Genomic DNA, 20,853 nt, shown 5'->3' on the forward strand with positions numbered 1-20,853 from the left:
GAGCCGCCCTCGCCATGGATCATGTCCTTGCCGGCATTGCCAAACAGCATGTCGTCGCCTGACCCGCCATGCAGCTCGTCGTCACCGGCCCCGCCGGTGACGCTGTCGTTGCCGTCGCCAGCCGTCACCACGTCGTCGCCGTCCTCGCCGCGCAGGATATCGTGGCCGCCATCGCCGGCCACGATGTCCCCGCCGCCACCGGCAAGGATCGTATCGGCACCCGCCGCACCAAGCAGCACATCCGCAGCACTCGTCCCGATCAACGTCCGTGCCGCGACCGGAAGCGGGACACTGCCGTCGTCCTCGTCGTCATCGCCGCCGGACGAGTCGTCATCATCGTCGTCATCGTCGCCACCAGACTGGTCGTCGTCGTCATCGTCGTCGTCGCCTCCCGGGCCGCTGTTGCCATCATCGTCGTCATCGCCGCCGGATGAGTCGTCATCATCGTCGTCATCGTCGCCACCAGACTGGTCGTCGTCGCCATCGTCGTCGTCGTCACCTCCCGGACCGCTGTTGTCATCATCGTCGTCGTCACCGTCACCATCATCGTCGTCATCTTCGTCATCTTCGTCATCGAGAGGCTCGGTTTCGAAGATGTGTTCAGAAAGGCCCGTCAGGCCGGTATTGCGGGCCACGATATCGGCGAACTGCTGGCCGTCGACAAACTCCTCGTAGAAATCGAAGTTGTCGAAACGGTTCAGGTAGTAGAAGCGGTCGGCTTCCTGCAGGCGATCGAACTGCTCCTGCAGCACGACCCAGAAGGTTTGCCCGACCATGCCACCGTTGATGTGCTTTTCGGCGAGACCGCCGACCCAAAGATCAACACGGTCGATGCCCTTGACGATGCCGGTTCCGTCCGGCTGGATCGCAACCTGAATGTCAGGGTTGCTCGTCTGGAAGCTGGCGATATCGCCCGCTTGCAGCACGAGATCGGGATAGGCCTGGCGGAACTGGTTGATGACGGCGTCCGACAGGCCATTGCGGGCCTGGAAGTCCTCCCAGGACGTGTAGGCCGAGAGGTCGCCGGCATAGCCGAGTGCTTCCCTGACATAGGGATCGGTCGATGCCGCCAGATCCATGCGCACCTGGTTCAAAGTACCGAGCCCGACATCCCAGGCGCGGGCGACATTGAAGGAGAACAGGTCGGCGTTGATACGGACGAGATCGTTGCGCACCGCGTCGACGATGTTGAAGTCCACTTCCTCCGCATCCTGAGTCACGATGCCGCCGAGGATCGAATTGACGCCGAGCTGCTCGTAGCCAGGTTGGGGCACGTAGCCGGGAGGCAAAGAACCCTTGAAAACGCTGGGATCATTGCTCGGATTGAGGAAGGCGTCGAAGAGTGCAACCTGCCTCGGCTCGCCATCCGGCCCGATCACGGTCATCGTCTGGCCGATCAGCGAGTGGCCAACGCGATAGACCGCTGCTGCGAATTCGTGCGAGATCGCGGCCGTGGCATTGGGATTGTATTCCTCGAAGCCATGGCTTCCATCGCCCCGGATGCCGCCGATCAGCATATCGGCAAACTCGGTGAACACGACACGCTGATACTCGGCCTCGTTCACCATCTTGGCGGCCTGGAACAGCTCTTCGGCCGTTCCCTGGAAGCCAGACTGCTCCAGAAGTTCCACATGGAAGTTGTGATTGCGTGCCCAGATCGTGTGCATCGAGGTCAGCGCAAAGTTCTCGTTGCCACGCCCATCGCCGACGACATAGTGATCGAGCAGGCTGATGAACGGGTTGGTGTCGAGGAGCAGCGCATGGCCACTGCCCATGAAGTTGGACGTCATCTGCGGCAGCATCGCCTCATTGATGTGACCGGTCGCATCGACCAGACCGGCGAAATAATCGCGGAAGCTGATCTGTCCGCCTGGCACCGCCGGATCATGGAAGATCGTATTGGCCTGCCAGTGATGCATGATCAGTTCACGCAGCGTCGGCAGCAGCCGGAACTCAGTGTTGGACGGATCCACCGCACCCTGCAGCAGGTGCGAACCGAAGCCCTGGTTCCCATCGCTTTCACGCAGGAACTGACCGATCAGCTCATGCGATCCGTAGGCCTGGTTCTGGTCGACGAAGGGCGAAGTCTTGTTGAGATGCTGCGTCACGCCATTTTCGTCGATGTCGTAGACGGTGCCACGTGTCAGATCCGCGGGGTTCCCGGAACCAGGCGCTCCATTGCCCGGCGCACCAATCTGGAGCGTTCCGTTGCCGCCTTTTGGCAGGAAGTCGAGGCCATGATCGAAGTACTGGCCGAACGCCATGAAGAAGATGTTGGCGTTGGCCGCGTTCTTCGCAAGGTTGGCTTCCTGGGCTCCCAGCACGTTGCTGATGCTGCGTGGATCGAGCCCTTCGAAGATCGGGTTGACCTGATTGTTGCCGGTCGCCGGATCGTATTCGCCAAAGTGCGGACTGGTGATCCGGATGAACGGCTCGTCGGCGGCACCCCAATCGGGGTTGCCTTCGTTGTTGCCATGGCCAGACAGACTGCGCACGCCACCGAAGCCTTCAGTGTCGTCGTCATCCTCGAAGGCAGGCAGCCCGTTCACCAGGTTCTTGAGACCCGCGAGGTCGGCCGCCGTGAAGGCAAACGGTCCCGAGTTCGGGTCGTCATCTGGGGGGACGAACTGCGGCGGGACGACACCAGTGAAGGTGATCGAATGCGTGCCGTTCGACAGCGTCCTCGTTCCGTTGACGTTGTCGCTCAAGGTGTAGCCGGAGATCACCGACCCCGGAGCCAGCTCGACCACGTCCTGCGGGCGCAGGGTGCCGATGATGGTGTCGTCACCGCCATTCGAGCGGAAGACGATGCGGTGCTGCGAGTCGAGACCGGTAATGTCAACCGTGTCGTCGCCGCTGGTGCCGTCGATGGTGATCGTGCTCGGATCGAGATCCGACCCTGCGAAATCGCCAGAGACGACGAAGGTGTCGTTACCGCCACCGCCGTTGATATCGATCTCGTCCATCCCGGCCAGTTCTGCCACGACGATCGAAGGTCCGGCGCCGACGCTGCGGGAGATAACGATTTCGGTAGTGGCCTGGAGGGAGCTGGCAGGCAGACCCGTCCGAGACAGAAAGTCCGCCTCGGTTTCGACGAAGAATGTCTCATCGCTGTTGTCGCCGCGGACGCGGAAGCGGTCAGTGCCAGCGCCACCATCGATGATGTCGCGGCCGTCGCCGACTTCCCACGCGATCGTGTCGTCGCCAGCGCCGGCGTTGATCACGTCATCACCCAGACCGCCGACGAGGTCATCGTCGCCACCGAGCGCGTTGATCGTGTCGTTGCCGCCAAGCGCGTCGATGGCGTCCGCGCCTTCGGTTCCCGTGATGGTGTCGGCACCTTCTGTGGGAATCGTGTCTGGCAAGCCAGCTTCCACTTCGGCGAGCGTTACAACAGCATCGTTGAACTGGAACCGCTCGATGCTGATGACGGCATCCTCTTCGGTCGCGCCAACCACCTCCAGCTGACCTTCGGCGTTGATCTCGAAGGTGAAATCGGCCCGATTGCCGGCAAAGACAGCCGTGTCGTCGCCTTCGCCGCCGTCGAGAATGTCGTTGCCGCCACCGCCCGTGAGGGTATCACCTCCCAGTCCGCCGAAGATTTCGTCGTCGCCTGCGCCGCCTATCAGGTCATCGTCTCCAGCCAGGCCGAAAATGACGTCGTTGCCGCCGAGGCCGTCAATCGTGTCGTCACCGGGCGTGCCGACCAGTACGTCATCACCTTCTGTCGCCACGAGATTGGTTGCCGGAACGAGCGGGTCGGTTGGTATTGAAGCGACCGCGTACGGAATGCCCCGCGCATCCGTGTAGCGGACGATGGCCCGAATACGGACGTCTGCGCCGACTTCGAATTCGCCATCGTTTGCCGGTGTGAACGACGGACCGCGAAAGCCGGTATCGACGAAAACGCCCGGATCCGTTTCGATCTGCCATTCGATCACCAACGGCGGAAAGATTTTGCCGCCATTCGGATTATCCGCATCGGTGACATTCGCCAGGGAACCATCGGGATCCATCTGCACCCTGAGAAGCTGCCCAATCTGAGCCACGCCTTCGATAACAGGGTTGCCCACCGGCGCATTGTCGTTAACAGGAACGAGTTCCACGGTCTCATCGGCGAATTGCAGGCGTTCGATGTTGCTGACCTTGTCGATGCCATCGTTCACGGCAACGCCACCGACGGCTGTGTCCACCAAATGCCGGACGGTTGTCTGCTCGTCACCGTCACTGGCGAAATCGATGCCTTCAATTTCATACTCGCTCCGGCCGCCTCGGAAGACTGCCGTATCAATATCGCCGGCGCCATCATCGGTCCTGATCTCGCGCACGATATGCATCTGATCGGGGCTGATGACGCGATTGACCAGCAATTCGAAGAGTGATTTTCCGATCCACGCTGGTTCAGGAGCTTCCGCCGCTGTGAAGACGTGCTTCATGCTGTCAACGGAAGCGATCTCATCCGCTTCCACATTGTCCGATCCCGCAGTTATGCGGATCCTGACGTTCAGCCAACGATCACCATCGAGAATGTCATCCCCACCGTTGCCCTGCAACAAATCGTGGCCGCCGCCGCCGAGCAGGATGTTGCCGCTCTGGAAGAGACCATCCGCATCGAGTTCGACGATTTCGGAGAGCCCGGCAATGCGATTCAACCCCGCCGCATCGAGGCTGTCATTGAAGAAAATGTTTTCCGTCGTCGCGACAGTATCGCCAGGCGCGATCACACCAAATGTGCGCTCGTCACCAATCAGCGTGTCGTTATGGTCCCAGCCGGACAGCGCCTCGACCTTGTCGAAGCGGTTGCGCAGAACATCCTCCTGTTCAGTCGTGAAGATCGGAATGTTCATATCCGCATGGGCATTGCGAGCAACGTCCTTGAAGATCGCCCAGTCGAAGCCGAACATACCTTCGTTGCGCATGACGCTCTCGCCCTGCACCATGATGTCGTCGCCGGACTCGCCGTCGAAGTCGTTCTCGTCGTTGCCGGCGAACATGACGTCGTGGCCGTTGATGATGCTGTTGAAGAACAGTTCCGAATTGTCCCCTGCCGTCGTATCGAAGCCGCCGGCGCCCTCGATCCAGTCGTCGCCTTCATTGCCCATCAAAAGATCGACGCCTTCGCCACCTAGGATGAAGTCGTCACCCTCGCCGCCGAAGACTTCCGTGTCGTCGACGCCGACGAAGATCGCATCCTTTCCTTTGCCGCCCATCAGGACGTCGATCCCGTTGGAATTGGCGATCACGTCGTTACCTTCGTCCCCCTTCAGGAAGTCGCCGGTATCGCCGCTGTCGGTGATGATGTCGTCGCCGGCACCACCATTGACGAGGTCAACGCCGGCGCCGGATTCGATGCGATCGTTGCCAGCATCACCCCAGATGCCGTCGTCACCGAAATCGGTGATGATGGTGTCGTCATTGTTCGTACCGCCAACGACGATGTGCTCGCCGCCGGTGAAGCGCAGATAATTCGGGTCCGCACCTAAGGTACCGGGATCGTTGCGCGCCACCTTGCCGAGCCCCATGGCCTCGAGCGCGGCGTCGGTGCCGAGCGGATCACCGCCTGCCGCGGCGCCATTGTAGTCGGCCTGGTTGGCGGAATTGACTTCGAGGACGAGGTCGTACTTCGCGAAGGAATCGACGCCGATATGGCGATTGATGATGTCGTCCGCCGTGCCGCGGATGCCGTCTGCGCCTGGCTGAGAAATGTCGGTGTTCGCCATGATCATCTTGGCGAACGAGTTCTGCTCCAGCATGTTGAGGAAGTTCTGGCCCTGCGTGCGGGTCAGATAGTAAAGGCGATCGCCGTCCTGCAGCGCTTCAAGCTGCGCTTCGAAGACGGCGTTGAAGGTCGAGCCCAGGAAGCCGCCAAACGGCATCTGCTTTTCGGCAAGGCCGCCAATCCACAGATCAATGGTATTGAGGCCGCTATTGCCGGCGTTCCACGTACCGGTGCTGTTCAAGAAGTCCAGCCGATCACCGGGAACCACGGTCGCCGTGCCGGAAGGCTCGCCGAACACGAGAGCCCAGGCGGCGTCGCGCTTGCCGGCGACCGTCGTTTGCGCGGTGATCGAACTGTGGGTGCCATAGGCAGCAATGAAATTCACCACCGAGATCGGGTTCTTCAGATTCGCCGCGAAATCGGTCCAGCTGTCGTAGGGTGTCAGGAAGCTCGAACCGCTCGCCGCAAAGAGTTGAGCGCGGGCGTCGTTCAGCGACGGGATGCCGGTGTCGCGTCCGCGCGCAATGTTGATCGTCGCAAGGTCAAGCGGCAGGCCGAGCAGATTGTTGCGCAATGCACCGGTGATGAACTCATCGATCTCGTTGCCGCGCTCGACGGTCATGCCGCGAACGATGGCGCCGGCCGCCTCCTCCGCGGTTACTGCGCCATCATTGTTGAAGGCGACGGGATTGAGGAATGCCGTAATCAGTCCCATGTTGTCAGTGCTGGTTACGACACCATCCTCGTCGATGAAGACGCGCGGCATGTTCTCCGTCAGCATCGAATGGCCGAAGCGATAGACGGTGTTGGCAAACTCCGAGAAGATCGACGGATTGATGTCGGTGATGTTGTTGAAGACGAACAGGTCGATCGCCGGCTGGATCTTGCGGGCGAACTCCTCGAAGACGAGGTGTTGGTACTGCATCTCGGTCGCGAAGCGGGCACCCTGGAACAGACGCTCGCCGTCCCAATCGAGACTATTTGCGAAGGCGAGCTGTTGAAGCGCCGTCATGGTCGCAAAACCGTCGGGCAGAGCCGTAATGTCGCCAACCAGCCATTCGTTGATGAACTCAAGATCGCCGCCCTGCAGAATGATCAGCTTCTGGGAGTCGATCTGGCGGTTGTGCTCCGAGTGGAAGATGTGGTGGACGGTGGTCAGGCCGATGTTTTCGTTGCCGCGGCCGTCACCGGTGATGAAGTGTCGGTCGAGCAGCTCGTCGTCGTAGGCAACCTTGCGGCCGCGGAAGTCCGTGGCGATAGCGTTACCGGGTATTTCGTCATCGTCTGCCTGAATAGCAATATCGCCACTAGGTCCAGCCGGCCCATCCGGATCAAAGACGCCGGTGGGCACCGCATTGTGGGCGATGTCATCGAGGAAGGCATGACCCGTGCGAACGGCACCGGTATAGGTCGTGGAGCCGATAGTCACAGTCGCTGTGAAGGTATTGACCGGAATGGCAGGCGTACCGGCAATCGGATCGGCCGGGATACCAGAAACGGTGATATCATCGTCAGTGTTCGGTATCCCATCGGCGCCGATATTGAGGATGAGTTGAGCGTAACCCGTTACAGGATCCGGAATGAAATTGCCGTAGGCGTCGGTGCGCAGGAGCGGAATGTTCACAACATCCAGGTCCGTCAACTCGATACCGAGCATCAGGGCCTGTGCTTTCACATCGGCCCAGGTCGGCAAACCGTTCTTGGTGGTGGTGACGATGCCGTCGGGCGAGGTTTCCGTGTGAGTGCCATCCAGAAGCCTGCCCGTCGCGACGGGCTGGCCATCGGCGTTCAGCTTGTACTCGCGCAGGAATACCTGATGGGATGCGTGTGAGGTGTAGGTCTGGTTCTGGTCCACAAACGATGTCGTCGTATTGGTTTGGGTAGCGCCATTCGGCGTTGCGCGCGTCAGCACCATGAAATTGGTACGCCCGTCGTCCGGCGTGCCGGCGATCCCGTCCAGACCCTTGTCATAGAGCGGATCGTCGGGTTGCAGCGGAATATAGACGGTTCCATTGTTTCCCTTGGCGATCAGGTCGAGACCGTGATCGAAGAACTGGCCGAAAAATGTCATCCATCCGTTGAACGGCGCGGTCAGGCCTTCATCCGGCGCAACGTTCGGGATAACCAGCGACCCTTGATCGTTCACAGTCAGACCAAGCTCTTCGGCGAGCGCCAGGAATGCTGCCTCCGGGTCAGTTGCGACGACCTGCGCATCAGCGAGAGCCTCTTCGGCTGCGGTAAGTGCTTCCGCCGCGTCCTGAATGGCGTCGATCGTCGTTGGATCGGCCGGGTTATAGGCTACCACAGCCGCATTCAACGCATTGTTTGCCAAGTTGACCGCGTCTTGAGCCGTGATGACCGCTGCGTCTGCCTGTGCCTGCGTCACGCGGGCGGCAACCAGACGTTCGAGATCAGCTTGCGGATCTTCGGAACCTGCAAACGTCAGCGCGGCGAAGAGCGCAGCAGGATTGCTGGTGCTCATGTCAACGACGAGGTTGGAAATGATGCGCGGATCGGCATCGGCAACGTTGCCGGCAGCGCCATAATTGTTATTCGTAACGGTCACCCCGGGTCCCAGAGGCATCGTGTCGCCATCAGCGTCGTTGACGATGGTACCGTCGAGCAGCCTCGGCATCGCTTGATCTGCCGCGCCCCAGGTCTCCCGGCCCGGCACAACGCTGTTATCCATTCCGTCAACCGTCCTCAGACCGGCAGGAACATGTGGATCGGGAATTGCAAGCAGGGCACCCGGCGTCCCCGCCGAAACGACGTCCCCATCCGCATTGACATAAATCTCGGTCAGCGGCGTGCCGCTGGCATGCGCCTCAGCAATCTTGATCTGACGCAGAATGAAATTCATGTCCTGCAGGTTCAGCGTAAACGCAGTCATTTCCCTCTCCTATCCGGGCGCAAATCCCCACCCCCGACGGAATATACAGCCGCCAGAAAGTGGAATATTCTTCGATTGCGCTATTTATATATTTCGATATCTCGAGCAGACAGAGAACAAGGTCTTGCGATTGCCAAGACTATAGTATCCAAAATAAGCAACAAAGGTCGCAATACTCAAACCAACCAAAGGCTCGAAGAAACTGTCCTGAAGGACACTTCGCAACGGACTGAAGGACACCAACGCGTGCGTGCACCGAGGCGCTGCCGCTTTCACTGAACGTGATCAGTATGTGTTGCCAGCGGGAAAAATATTCGCAAACATTAATATAATCAGGGGCGTCACGATTCGGGGGGAGTATGGTGTTGACGCAAAGCGAGGCGAAGTGGGGGATGCAAACGCGCTTGGTCGCTGTATGGCAACGGGCACGCGACAAGGTGCGCAATGCGCGCCTCGAGGTGAAATTCATCCTTATTGCGTCGCTGATTGTCCTCGCGCTGATGTTCGTGCTCGGTCTTTGGACCACGAAGAGCATCGAGAAGGCGATCATGAAGGGTGCCGGCAGCGTGGGCGCAGCCTATCTGCAGACATTCGTAGAACCGCTCATCTCCGAGGAGGACATCCGCACGAAGAGGCTCTCGCCTGAGGTAAAGGCGAAGCTCGATCAGCTCCTTGGCGATAGTCCGCTTGGCCAGCACGTGCGTGAGATCAAGATCTGGAACCCGGACGCCAGCCTGTTTTATTCGACGGCCGGACGGAAAGTGGACCGGGAACAGGTCTTTGACGAGCTAAAACGAGCGCTCACTGGAGAGGTGGTCGTATCGCGTACGATGATTTCCAAGCATGCCTACTCCGGGGAGGAGCGACACGCTGAGTACATAGAGGTCTATGCCCCGCTGGTTCGCGACAACGCCGGCAAGGTCGTCCTCGTCGGAGAATTCTACGAGCGACCCGACTACCTGCTTACCGAGATCGCCGGCGCGTGGCGGTCGACGCTGATGATCGTACTGCTCGTTTCCGTTCCCATGCTCGCCCTTCTCTATATGATCGTGCGTAGCGGCAGCCGCCTTATCGACGACCAGCACACCGCCATCAGAGCCAGCCTGCGGCATGCGCTGGAATTGTCCAATCAGAATAGGCGCCTGCGGCTTGAAGCGGAGCGTGCAAGGCAAGAGGCCGGCAAGCTCAACGAAAAGATCCTCGACCAGATCGGCAGCGACCTCCACGATGGGCCAATACAGGTGCTCACCCTGGTCAAGCTGCGGCTCAGTGACATGAAGCCCTCACTGGGAGGCGGCGACACGGTGGCTGTTCCCGTCGAGGGTATTGGCAAACTGCTGCGGCTTGTAACGGTCGTCCTGGATGAAATCCGCAACATCTCTTCAGGCCTCGTCCTGCCGGAACTCGATAACATTTCCCTCAATGAAACCATCCTGCTTGCCGTTCGCCGCCACACAGACCTGACCGGCAATCGCGTGGCCATCAAAGGGGCGCTCGACGTCGATCCCAGCAGGGGGCATTTGAATATCTGCGTCTATCGTTTCATCCAGGAGGCCTTGATCAATGCCCACAGGCATGCGCCTGGAAATGTACAGCAGCTGCGCTATGGCATGCGACGCAATCGCATCGTGATCGCCATCGCCGACATCGGCAGCCCACCCAAAGCGCCGGCCCTCGCCCCACAACGAATCCGGCTGGGCAAGCTGATGCAGAAACGGCGCATTCGTGCCTTCGGCGGCAAGGTACGCACGATCCGCCGCAGCAACGGTACTTTGGTGATTGTCGTCCTGCCACTAGAGTAGTCTTTGGGACAGCCGTGCGAGCGGCGCGACCAAGGCTACGCTGAGACCATAATGCAGAATTTGCATGAACGAGATAATACCAGTATAGCTCCAGATGACGATTTCCAAGAATCTTTTAGCGATTGATCGGTCGCGAGGTGAGCTATGCCGGATATCAGCTTGATTGAACATCTCGCCGGGCAATTGAGCCTGGCGGCAGCAGACGTTCCCCTTTACAAGCGGCTCAAGTCGGCCATCGAAGCTGCCATTCGCTCCAACGCCGTAAAGCCCGGTGCCGTCCTGCCCGGCGAACGGGTCCTTGCCGAGAGGCTGTCGCTTTCTCGCGTGACGGTACGCAAAGCGTTGGCATTGCTTGAGGAAGAGGGCCTTCTCAATCGTCGCCATGGCTTCAAGACGGAGATCGGATCGCGGGTCGAGAAGTCGATGTCGACGTTGACCAGCTTCACAGAAGACATCCGCGCACGTGGTATGCTGGCCGGATGTGTGTGGATTTCCAAGCAGATAAGTCGCCCTTCGCCCACAGAGATGATGGCGCTAGGCGTATCGGCGAATGCAAGCGTTATCCGAATGAAACGTGTGCGCACGGCTGATGGCACACCCATCGCCGTCGAGACGTCAACCGTACCGACGCGCTTTCTTCCATCGCCTGATCTGGTCCGGGACTCACTTTACGAGGCTCTTGAGGCGCGTGGTTTCATGCCGCAACGGGCAATCCAGCGCATGCGCTCGAAGGCGGCGTCCAGCGAGGATGCGGGGCATCTTCATTGCGAGATAGGCGCGCCACTACTGATGACCGAAAGACGCTGTTTCCTGCCTGACGACCAGATCGTGGAATACTGTGAGACACGGTACAAAGGCGACGTCTACGATTTCGTCTTCGAACTGCAGCGATAAGACCAGATACAAACTGGTTGTAATCTGGTATTTTCTTTCTATCGTGATGCCGAAATGGAGTGTCGCGAGTGCAACGGGAAGACATCAGGAATAGCCTTATCGTATCTTGCCAGCCGGTTCCCGGCGGACCGATGGATGATGCCGATTTCGTCGCCGGCTTTGCGAAAGCGGCGCGTGATGCCGGCGCCAAGGCGTTGAGGATCGAGTCGGTCGCCTATGTCAAAGCCGTGCGCGCCGTCGTTTCTGCTCCGATTGTCGGCATCGTCAAGCGGGATCTTCCCGATACTCAGGTTCGCATCACGCCTTTCGTCGCCGATGCCGAAGCGCTGGCCGACGCCGGTGCCGATATCATCGCCTTTGACGCGACGAACCGGCCTCGCCCGGCTTCGGTGGAGGAGCTTATCCGCACCGTGAAGGCGAAGGGCAAGCTGACGATGGCGGACTGCTCGTCGCTCGACGACGCAAGGCGGGCGCTTGCCGCAGGCGTCGATTTCGTCGGCACCACGCTCTCTGGCTACGTCGGCGGGCCGGAACCGCTCGACCCCGATATCGAACTCATCGCGGCGATGCGGCAACTCACGCCTTTTGTCATCGCCGAGGGCCGCATCCGTTCCCCCGAGCAGGCGCGAGCAGCAGCACAAGCGGGGGCGTTTGCCGTCGTCGTGGGCTCGGCCATCACCCGCACCGAACACGTCACCTCGTGGTTCAATGAGGCAATCGACAAGGCATATCACAACGCCCATCGCGAGACCGTGCTTTCCATCGACATCGGCGGAACCAAGACGATGGCAGCGCTCGTCAGCGGCGATGCCGTTCTGGAAGAGATTGTGGTCGCGACCGAACGAGACGCCGGCCCGGACGCCTGGCTTTCGGGCGTGTCTGCAAGCACGGCAACCTGGCGGGATCGATACACACGGATCGGCATTGCGGTGACCGGCTTCATCGAAGGCGGCAACTGGTCAGCGCTCAATCCGGCGACGCTCCCGGTTCCCGATCGCTACCCTCTTGTCGACCGCGTTGAGGCACTGTTTGACAGGCCCGCTTTTGCCATCAACGATGCGCAGGCCGCAGCCTGGGGCGAATACAAGTTTGGGGCAGGGACAGGCAAGAACCTGGTCTTTTTGACGATCTCGACCGGTATCGGGGGAGGTGTCGTTATCAACGGCAAGCCGCTGTCGGGGCTTGCCGGCCACTTTGGCCTGATCCGGTCTCCATCGCAGGGGCAGGCTGCTTTCGAAGATCAGACTTCGGGCAAATGGATCGCCAACGAGGCGTTGAAGACCGGCCATCCGGCCGATGCCGTCGAGGTTTTCGACCGCGCCCGCAACAAAGAGAGCTGGGCGAGCGACATCATGTCCCGTTCGGCTTATCGCGCCGCGACACTCTGCCGGGATATCCAAATGATGTTCGATCCTGATGTGATCGTCATTGGCGGCGGCATCGGCCTGGCCGAGGGCTATCTCGATCTAATGCGCACTCATCTGTCGGGCCTGTCGTTAAGGCTTACTCCGCGTCTTGTCGCGGCAAAGCTCGGCCACCACGCAGGCATCATTGGCGCCGCAGACCTTGCTGGAGGGGGCAAGTAGCGGCGGGCGAATGGCATGAAACCTAATAAAAGAAAGGGAACGACGATGAAATTCAAAATGAGGTCTCTTCCTGTTGTAGCGGCGCTTCTGGCGAGCGTCGCGCTGCCGGGCATGGCAAACGCAACTGTAACGGTACTCGGTTGGCCGGGCGGCTCGGAAGAAACCGCGCTCAGAGCCACGGTCGAAGCCTACAACGCCCAGGCCGGCATCCGTGATGCCGATAAGGTGCAGCTGCTGTTCTTCAACCGCGACGGTTTCTTCGACAAGCTGCAGGCCGACATGGCCGCCGGCTCCGATGCTTTCGACGTCAACCTCGTTGCCACCTATTCAATCGGCCGTTACGCGCCTTACATGGAGCCGGTGGAACTGGGTTCGGATGCAGCAAGGGTGTTTGGCGAATCCGTCCTCAAAACGATGCAGTTTGACGGCAAGCAATATGGCGTGCCCACGGATTTGTCCTTGCACTTCATGTACTATCGCAAGGATTTGGTTGACGCCCTGATGAAGGACGGGGCGGCAAAGAAGACATACGGGGAAATTGCCCAGAAGTATCTGGGCAAGGCGCTTCAGCCGAAGGATCCCGACAGTTGGACCTGGGACGATTGGGCCGCAACCTCACTCTATTTCAGCAAGCAGGCAAATCCTGCAAGCCCGGTGCGCTACGGCACCGTGCTGCAGATGAAAAACCTGCTCTTCAACATGATGGTCTTTCAATCCCTGCCGCGGTCCTACGGTGGCGACTGGATGGACAAGGATGGCAAGATCACCGTCGATTCCGACGCGTATAAGGCCGGCCTTGAGCTCTACAAGAAGCTTTATGATGCCGGCGCTTCGCCGAAGGATTCGCTCAGCTACGAATACGCCGAGACCAACGCGGCGTATAGCTCGGGCCAGGCGGCGAGCGCACTGCAGTGGAATGCAGCAGCGGCCGACCTGACCAACGCGGAAAAGTCGCCAGCGGTCGCGGAAGTGACCGGTATCGTCGCGCCGCCCGCCGGCCCCGACGGTCGCGCGGATCACATCCACGGCCTCGGTCTCGGCCTCAACAAGAATGCCAAGAACAAGGAAGGCGCGACCAAATTCCTGAAATGGCTGGCAACGGAAGATGCCGCACTTCTTTATGCCAAGAGCGGCGGCTCTCCGGCCCTGTCGCCCGATGTCGTCGCCAAGGTCTCCAGCGAGCGTCCCGATCTCGTCAAACTCGGCGAGTTCGCCAGCAAGTACGGCTACGTGATGAACGGCGCCACCTCCGCCAACGCTCTGTCGGTTTACGAGCTCCAGGCGAAGGAATTCACGGGCTACTGGTCCGCTCAGCAGGGCCTCGACGAGGCGCTTGCCCATGTCAAGACGGGCATGCAGGATCTGTTGAAGAAGTAAGGCAAACCCGGCGTCAGGTTTCGCCTGGCGCCGGCAATCCGGCGGACCATAATGGCTATTGTAAACCGTGCCGAAGGCCGAGCCTACCTGACGCCGCTTGTGGCGTTCCTGCTTGTCTTTCTGGGCTTCCCTTCTATCGTCAATCTCATCTACTCAGTCTCAACCGTCAGCTTTGAGAACCTGCGCAGTCCAAGCCTCAGCGGGTTCGGCAACTACGTGTCGGTGCTTGCCGATCGGGAGTTCTGGCAGGCCATATCCTTCTCGATGCGCTTTGGCATCCTGACCGCTCTTGCCGAATGCCTGATCGGCCTGTTCCTGGCGATCTTCCTTGCGCCGCTGCTTGCCAAGCGATCGTTTCTGATGGCACCGCTGATGCTGCCATTGATGGTGGCGCCTGCGATGATCGGCCTGATGTATCGGCTTGTACTGCACGAGTTCGCCGGGCCGGTACCCTACTATCTTTTCCTATGGTTTGGTGACAGCCCGGCCTTCCTCGACATCAACAATGCCTTTCGCACCCTCGTTGTCGTCGAGACACTGCAGTGGACGCCGTTCGCCTTTCTGCTCTTCTACATGGCCTACGTGGCAATACCGCTGGATGTGCGGGAGGCGGCCGCACTCGACGGCGCACCCTGGTTCAAGATCCTCTGGTGGATCGAACTACCGCTGATGCTGCCCACCCTCGTGATGGCCTTCTTCATCCGCTTCATCGACGGCTTTCGCGTATTCGACAACGTCTATGCGCTGACCGGCAGCGGCGCGGGAGGATCGACGACGTCGCTTTCGATCTACATCTATCAGGCCTTTTTCAAAGGAGGTGCGATCGGCAAGGCTGTTGCTGCCTCCGTCGTGCTGTTTGTCGCCTCGCTTGCGGTGCTCTACGGCCTCAACTGGCTTGCCGGGCGCAGGAGGACATAGCGATGCTGAATACTGCCCGCTGGATCGTCTTTACCGTCGCTGCGCTCGCGATGAACTTTCCGGTCATCGTAACGCTCGTTACCTCTTTGAAGAGCGCGAAGGAACTGTCCATCAACCCCGGCCTATGGGTCGGTCAGCCGACATTCGAGAACTACCTTCGCGTTCTGACCCACACCGACCGATTCAACATCTATTCCTATCTCTTGAACAGCACGATCGCGTCACTCATCGGAACGAGCCTGGCCATCATTCTTGCCTTCCCGGCAGCCTATGCGATCGCGCGAAGCGATGCTGGCAAGCGCACCCTCTTGCCGATCATCATCAACTTGCGGGCCGTGCCATTGATCATCTTCGCAATCCCGCTTTATATGATGTATCAATGGCTTGGCCTGCTGGACACGCAGCTTGGACTGGGCTTCATCCTGACGATCGTCAATACGCCGCTTGCTCTCGTCATCATGGTCAACGCCATTTCCGACGTGCCGCTGGAGCTCGACGAGGCAGCGAAAGTCGATGGCGCCAGCTCACGGCAGGTGATGATCATGATCATCCGACCGGTGGTCAGGCCGGCATTGGTGACGACCTTCATTTTTGGCTTCATCACGGCCTGGAACGAGTTCCTCTTCGGCTTGATGCTGACCACCAGCCGGGCCGTCCCGATGACCGTCGGGGCCTCCTTTTTCTTTGCCGCCAGCGGCGGCGGCGTGCAGTGGGGCACTGCATCGGCCGTCATGATGCTCGGCGCTCTGCCGCCCGCCGTGCTGGGCCTTGTCATGTATCGACAAATTTCCGGTTCAATGACCGCCGGTGCCGTGAAGGGGTGATCAGGTAGCAAGCTCTTGGCATCCCAGCAGATTGTGAGGCGATATTGTCGCCACGCCGCTGCCGCACATCACATTGAGCGCTCGCGCACGGGACGCTTCAGGGAGCGCTACTGCAAAATAGCAGTAATACTTGCCATGCATAGTATCTGTAGGCGCCTTAACAATCTTGCAAAGTCCCAAATCAAAATAACTTCACCTGCACCGATTTTAACGCGAACCAGCTGACAGTTAACCAGTCATAGCGATAGAACTCGGCCTTGGTCTCTATGATTAGGTATCCATCAAGCTTGACCGTAATCATTTGATTTAGCTTACTTATTTTTAAAGTAAGTATGAATTGCTCAAACTATATTAGTTTTGGTTAATTTTTATCTATTGCATACAACGTTATTTGCGCTTAGCATCTATGTACCGCGACAACAAAGACGGTTAAAAAACTACGTCTGGTGGGGGTTTCCTTAGCCTGTAAGCATGTGTCCCGACGAAAGAATTCGCCGGAGGGTTTAATTGTGCGCAGATGAGGTTACACATGGAACTTGACCTGAATTCCGTCCGCCTTGCCTCCAAACAAAAAGTTTCTGTTCTAGACAATTACTATCCGAGCACCGAGGCCCGTCGATATCGTGTGAGCATTTTCGGCGCCGGCTACGTCGGTTGCGTTTCCTCCGCATGCCTCAGCAAGGACGGCTTTGCCGTCGTCGCTGTTGATCCAGACCAGTTCAAAGTCGAGCGTCTTGCCGGAGGTGAGGCGCCGATCGTCGAGCCGGGCCTGGATGAGTTGCTGCAGAGCGCGCACGCCAACGACCTGCTGAGCGCAACCCACTCGGCAACGGACGCCATCAACGAAACCGACATCTCATTTTGCTGTGTCGGAACGCCGAGCCTGCCGGATGGCACACTGAACACCAATCACGTTCGCCAGGTCTGCGAAGACATCGGCAGGGCGCTGCGGCACAAGGCCGAGTTTCATATCGTCGTCATGCGCTCGACCATCCTTCCGGGGACCATGGAAGAGCTCGTCATTCCAACCTTGGAAAAGGCCTCAGGGAAGATCGCCGGACGTGATTTCGGCGTTGCCTACTATCCCGAATTCCTTCGCGAAAGCACGGCGATCGCCGACTACTACAAGCCCGGCGCCATCGTCTTCGGGCAGTATGCGGACGACACGCGCTCCATTGATGCGCTCAAGGCTCTTGTCAGCCATATTGGCGTCGCACCGCATGTCATTCCGATGCGCAGCGCCGAGATCGTGAAGTACGCCAACAACTGCTGGCATGCCGTCAAGATCAGCTTCTCGAACGAGATCGGCAATATCTGCAAGGCCAAGAGCATCGACAGCCATGTCGTCATGGACGTGCTGTGCTCCGACACGCGCCTCAACATATCCCGCGCCTATATGAAACCGGGCTTCGCCTATGGCGGCTCCTGCCTTCCAAAGGATCTGCGGGCGTTAACGGCACTTGGCCGCTCAATGAACGTGCCGACACCGGTCTTGGACGCCGCACGCCTTGCCAATGTCGTGCAGATCGACCACGCGCGTTCGCTGGTCGACGCTGCATCGCATGAAGCGATCGGCTTTATCGGTGTGACCTTCAAGGCCGACACGGATGACCTTAGGGAAAGCCCGCTGCTTGAACTCGTCGAGGGTTTTCTGGGCAAGGGCAAGGACGTGTCGATCTACGATCCGCATGTTGCCAGGGATGCGAGCCAGGGCCGTAACTTTCTCAAGCACATCGCGCCGCTACTCCACGACAACATCAAGGATGTCATCGCGAGATCCGAAGTCATCGTGGTCGGCAACAAATACCCGGGTCTCAAGGATGCGATCGAGACCGCTGGTAAACCGGTGACGGTCATCGATCTGGCACGCATCGAAAAGCCGGAAAACAAAAACGTCGTCTATCACGGCCTGTGCTGGTGACGTGCTTGCGCTGGCCGCTTGGCGTGGCCGGCGCACCTTTTCAAAACAAAAGCAAAGGGAAGCTGGAGTGCTTCTCACACTGCATTGCATGCATAAACATCGAGGCAGGAACCGATGGCAGGAATGCAATACGCTGACGGCTATGGGCCGGTTGCCGCACCAGTAGATCGTCTACTGGCGCCGTCGCCCGACGGCCGCGACGCCGGATCCGCCTCGTGGCTCGTCACCTGGAGTGAAACCCTTGAAGCGCATCTCGCCTATATTGCTCTGATCCTTAGCATCGCTTGCATTACACCACTCGATAGCCTTGTCAGCGCCCATTCCGGTGCCCTTTTCGGCCTCGGCTTCCTCGCTGTCTGGCGTTACGGTTGGGGCCTCGCGCATTTTGTGCGCTCCAACATCTACCGCTCGATGGTCTTTCCCAAGATGCGCGCCGAGGCCGAGGATGCAATGCGCAAGAGCGCGGCCACCTTAGGCGATCAGCACGTCTTTTTCCTTGTCACCAGTTTCCGCATTGACGGCGATACGACGGCAGCCGTTTACCGCGCCGCGTTCGAAGCCGCAAAGCGTGCACCCGGTGGTGCCACCGTGGTCGCTTCGATCGTCGAAATGGGAGACCAGCGTCTCGTCAAGTCGCTCTACAGCCTGATCTGCGGCGAGGACACCAATGTTCGCCTCGTCATCACGCGCATCGCCGGTACCGGCAAGCGCGATGCGCTGGCCTATGGCTTCCGTGCGATCTCGCGACAGGAGCCGACGGCCGACGATGTGGTGGCCGTCATCGACGGCGACTCGATCGTTCCACCTGATCTTGTCAGCAAATGCGCGGGCTTTTTCCGAGCGGACAACAGCGTCGGCGCACTCACGACAGATGAGGTCTCGCGTGTGCATGGCAAGACAAAGTTCCACATCTGGTATAGCCTGCGCTTCGCTCAGCGCCATATCCTCATGTCGTCGAATGGGTTATCGCGCAAGGTGCTGACGCTGACCGGACGCATGTCGATGTTCAGGGCGTCGATTATCTGCAATCCCGATTTTGTCAGGCAGGTCGAATCCGATTACGTCGATCACTGGCGGTTCGGCCGGCTGAAATTCCTGACCGGAGACGACAAGTCGAGCTGGTTCTGGCTGCTGCGCAACCGCTACAAGATGCTCTACATCCCCGACGTTGTCGTTGCGACGGTCGAGGAGCCTCCATCCAAATACTTCCTGCCGGCGGCGACACAACTGATGGTGCGCTGGTTCGGCAATATGCTGCGTACGAATTCACGGGCGCTGGCACTGGGCCCGTCAAAGGTCGGCTTCTTCACGTGGTGGACGATCTTCGATCAGCGCGTCTCGATGTGGACCTCGCTCGCGGGACTGGCAATGGTTCTCCTGGTCGGGGTGTTCGAAACGCCCTTCGCCTTCCTCATCTATCTTCTTTGGGTGCTTGCCACGCGCTACCTGCTGACGCTGATGCTGTTCAATTCACGCCGCCGCGTCTCGGCCTTCTATCCCTTCTTCATCTATTTCAATCAGATCTACGGATCGATCGTCAAAACCTACATTTTCTTCCACCTGAACAAGCAAAAGTGGACGCGCCAGAAGACGACGCTTGCAGATAGCCGGACGCGCCTTCAAGCCCGCGCGCGCGAAGCTTCGTCAACGCTTGTTCATGTCATCGCGATTGCGCTTTTCATAACGATTGTCGCCCTCGTCCTTGGGCAATTGGCAATTCCAGACGCATCCATACTTGCAATGGCCTACGGGCTGGACCCGATTAATTGAGGGAGCGGATATGAACGTCGTAAAATTCGAAGCGGATGTACAACGCCAGCACGCACGCTACAAACTCCCGTTGAAATGCGTCATCGACGGATACCGATACAACTGCCTCGACTGGTCGGTCGGAGGCATAGGCGTTGCGACCGGAAAGACGGTCCTGCCCGAATTCAAAACGTTTCCGGTGGATCTTGAATTCCCCTTTGACGGCTTTGTGTTTACGCTGAGGGTCGATGCACAGGTTCGCTATTGCGACCCCGCGAAGGGACGCACAGGCTTCCAGTACATGTCGCTGACGGAGGAAAAGCTCCGCTTTCTGCGCTATGTGCGTGATGCCCATCTGACTGGCGAAGTCGTCACCCTCAACGACGTCCTCGATCTATCGAGCCGCTCCGTCGATCCGCGTAGTCGGAAGAAGGATTCCGGCTCGCAAGAACCGTCTTCTGCCGAGCGGCACAAGGCAGTGGCCAGGCGGATTCTGCGAATTGCCGTGACGTCGATCCTCGGTCTCGGGGTACTGCTTTTTCTGTGGGGCGCACTTTATCAAAGACTCTGGACCTTCCGTGCCGACGAGTCACTTGTGACAATCGATTCCGCTGCCGTGATCGCACCATCGGACGGTGTCGTCACCAACATCGTGACACAAGGGGCAGTTAAGGCCGGTGATCCTGTGGCGACGATCCTGCCGACGGCCAACAACCGCAGCATTACCGTGCTGGCCCGTTGTGACTGTATCATTCAGGATGCTCAGGTAGGATTGGACAGCCAGGTCCGAGCCGGACAACGGCTTCTTTCTCTCAGCATGCAAAACGCCAAGCCGCACGTCGTGGCGATGGTCGATTATTCCCAGGCCTTGCGTCTCTTTAGGGGCGCCCGTGTTCTGGTCGAGCTTCCGCATGGCGAACAAATCTCAAACGCGACCATCCGGGATCTGCCGAAGCTTACAAGCACCGATCTGGAGTCCGGCAACAAGATCCCGATCAATATCGACGTGGGAGACGCAGATCTCTCCTCCATCGTGGGAACGCCTGTGACGGTGCGGTTTGTGCAGTCGCCCTGGACGACCGCGAACCTGCCGGAAAAGCTGAACAACGCCGTCAGCACAAGCGGCACAGAGAGCCAACCTGCTGCCGAAACCAAGGGATGAGGGAGTTGAGG

10 protein-coding genes are annotated in these 20,853 nt (G+C 59.2%); 9 read left to right on the forward strand and 1 reads right to left on the reverse strand.

The genetic code is table 11. The features are described from left to right. On the reverse strand, positions 1-8,609 hold an 8,609-nt coding region (locus FHT71_RS00005; protein WP_183718579.1), incomplete at its 3' end, for a peroxidase family protein. A gap of 392 nt (positions 8,610-9,001) precedes the next feature. Here FHT71_RS00005 and FHT71_RS00010 point away from each other — a divergent pair. The 9 genes from FHT71_RS00010 (at position 9,002) to FHT71_RS00050 (ending at position 20,842) form a co-directional block, all read left to right on the forward strand. Beyond that, on the forward strand, positions 9,002-10,411 hold the full coding sequence (locus FHT71_RS00010; RefSeq protein WP_245505604.1) for an ATP-binding protein: 1,410 nt from the start codon (positions 9,002-9,004) through the stop codon (positions 10,409-10,411). A gap of 144 nt (positions 10,412-10,555) precedes the next feature. Then, entirely contained in the window at positions 10,556-11,305 is a 750-nt protein-coding gene (locus tag FHT71_RS00015) for a GntR family transcriptional regulator (protein ID WP_183718581.1), read from the forward strand. 68 nt (positions 11,306-11,373) lie between these two features. Continuing rightward, positions 11,374-12,891: a putative N-acetylmannosamine-6-phosphate 2-epimerase gene (locus FHT71_RS00020; RefSeq protein WP_183718583.1), complete on the forward strand. Its 1,518-nt coding sequence runs from the start codon at positions 11,374-11,376 to the stop codon at positions 12,889-12,891. Positions 12,892-12,936: 45 nt separating this feature from the next. Further along, positions 12,937-14,268: an extracellular solute-binding protein gene (locus tag FHT71_RS00025; protein WP_132595195.1), complete on the forward strand. Its 1,332-nt coding sequence runs from the start codon at positions 12,937-12,939 to the stop codon at positions 14,266-14,268. Positions 14,269-14,319: 51 nt separating this feature from the next. Beyond that, positions 14,320-15,186 (forward strand): sugar ABC transporter permease, encoded by an 867-nt coding sequence (locus FHT71_RS00030; RefSeq protein ID WP_183718585.1) that lies wholly within the window; start codon positions 14,320-14,322, stop codon positions 15,184-15,186. A gap of 2 nt (positions 15,187-15,188) precedes the next feature. Beyond that, the gene (locus tag FHT71_RS00035) at positions 15,189-16,010 is read left to right on the forward strand and encodes a carbohydrate ABC transporter permease (protein ID WP_132588265.1); all 822 of its coding nucleotides are present in this window, start codon (positions 15,189-15,191) and stop codon (positions 16,008-16,010) included. A gap of 529 nt (positions 16,011-16,539) precedes the next feature. Continuing rightward, positions 16,540-17,931 (forward strand): nucleotide sugar dehydrogenase, encoded by a 1,392-nt coding sequence (locus tag FHT71_RS00040; protein WP_132588264.1) that lies wholly within the window; start codon positions 16,540-16,542, stop codon positions 17,929-17,931. A 114-nt stretch (positions 17,932-18,045) separates the two neighbouring features. Further along, entirely contained in the window at positions 18,046-19,701 is a 1,656-nt protein-coding gene (locus FHT71_RS00045; RefSeq protein WP_183718587.1) for a glycosyltransferase, read from the forward strand. A gap of 10 nt (positions 19,702-19,711) precedes the next feature. Continuing rightward, positions 19,712-20,842, forward strand: a complete 1,131-nt coding sequence (locus FHT71_RS00050; protein ID WP_183718589.1) for an alginate biosynthesis protein Alg44 — start codon at positions 19,712-19,714, stop codon at positions 20,840-20,842. Positions 20,843-20,853 lie beyond the last annotated feature (11 nt).

The sequence above is a fragment of the Rhizobium sp. BK060 genome, assembly GCF_014193145.1.
Taxonomy (GTDB): Bacteria; Pseudomonadota; Alphaproteobacteria; order Rhizobiales; family Rhizobiaceae; genus Rhizobium.

Bases quoted from the DNA above. Each gene is read 5' to 3' on its own strand.
- FHT71_RS00010 (WP_245505604.1), top strand. From the start codon at position 9,002: ATGCAAACGCGCTTGGTCGCTGTATGGCAACGGGCACGCGACAAGGTG.
- FHT71_RS00015 (WP_183718581.1), top strand. From the start codon at position 10,556: ATGCCGGATATCAGCTTGATTGAACATCTCGCCGGGCAATTGAGCCTG.
- FHT71_RS00025 (WP_132595195.1), top strand. From the start codon at position 12,937: ATGAAATTCAAAATGAGGTCTCTTCCTGTTGTAGCGGCGCTTCTGGCG.
- FHT71_RS00030 (WP_183718585.1), top strand. From the start codon at position 14,320: ATGGCTATTGTAAACCGTGCCGAAGGCCGAGCCTACCTGACGCCGCTT.
- FHT71_RS00035 (WP_132588265.1), top strand. From the start codon at position 15,189: ATGCTGAATACTGCCCGCTGGATCGTCTTTACCGTCGCTGCGCTCGCG.
- FHT71_RS00040 (WP_132588264.1), top strand. From the start codon at position 16,540: ATGGAACTTGACCTGAATTCCGTCCGCCTTGCCTCCAAACAAAAAGTT.
- FHT71_RS00045 (WP_183718587.1), top strand. From the start codon at position 18,046: ATGGCAGGAATGCAATACGCTGACGGCTATGGGCCGGTTGCCGCACCA.
- FHT71_RS00050 (WP_183718589.1), top strand. From the start codon at position 19,712: ATGAACGTCGTAAAATTCGAAGCGGATGTACAACGCCAGCACGCACGC.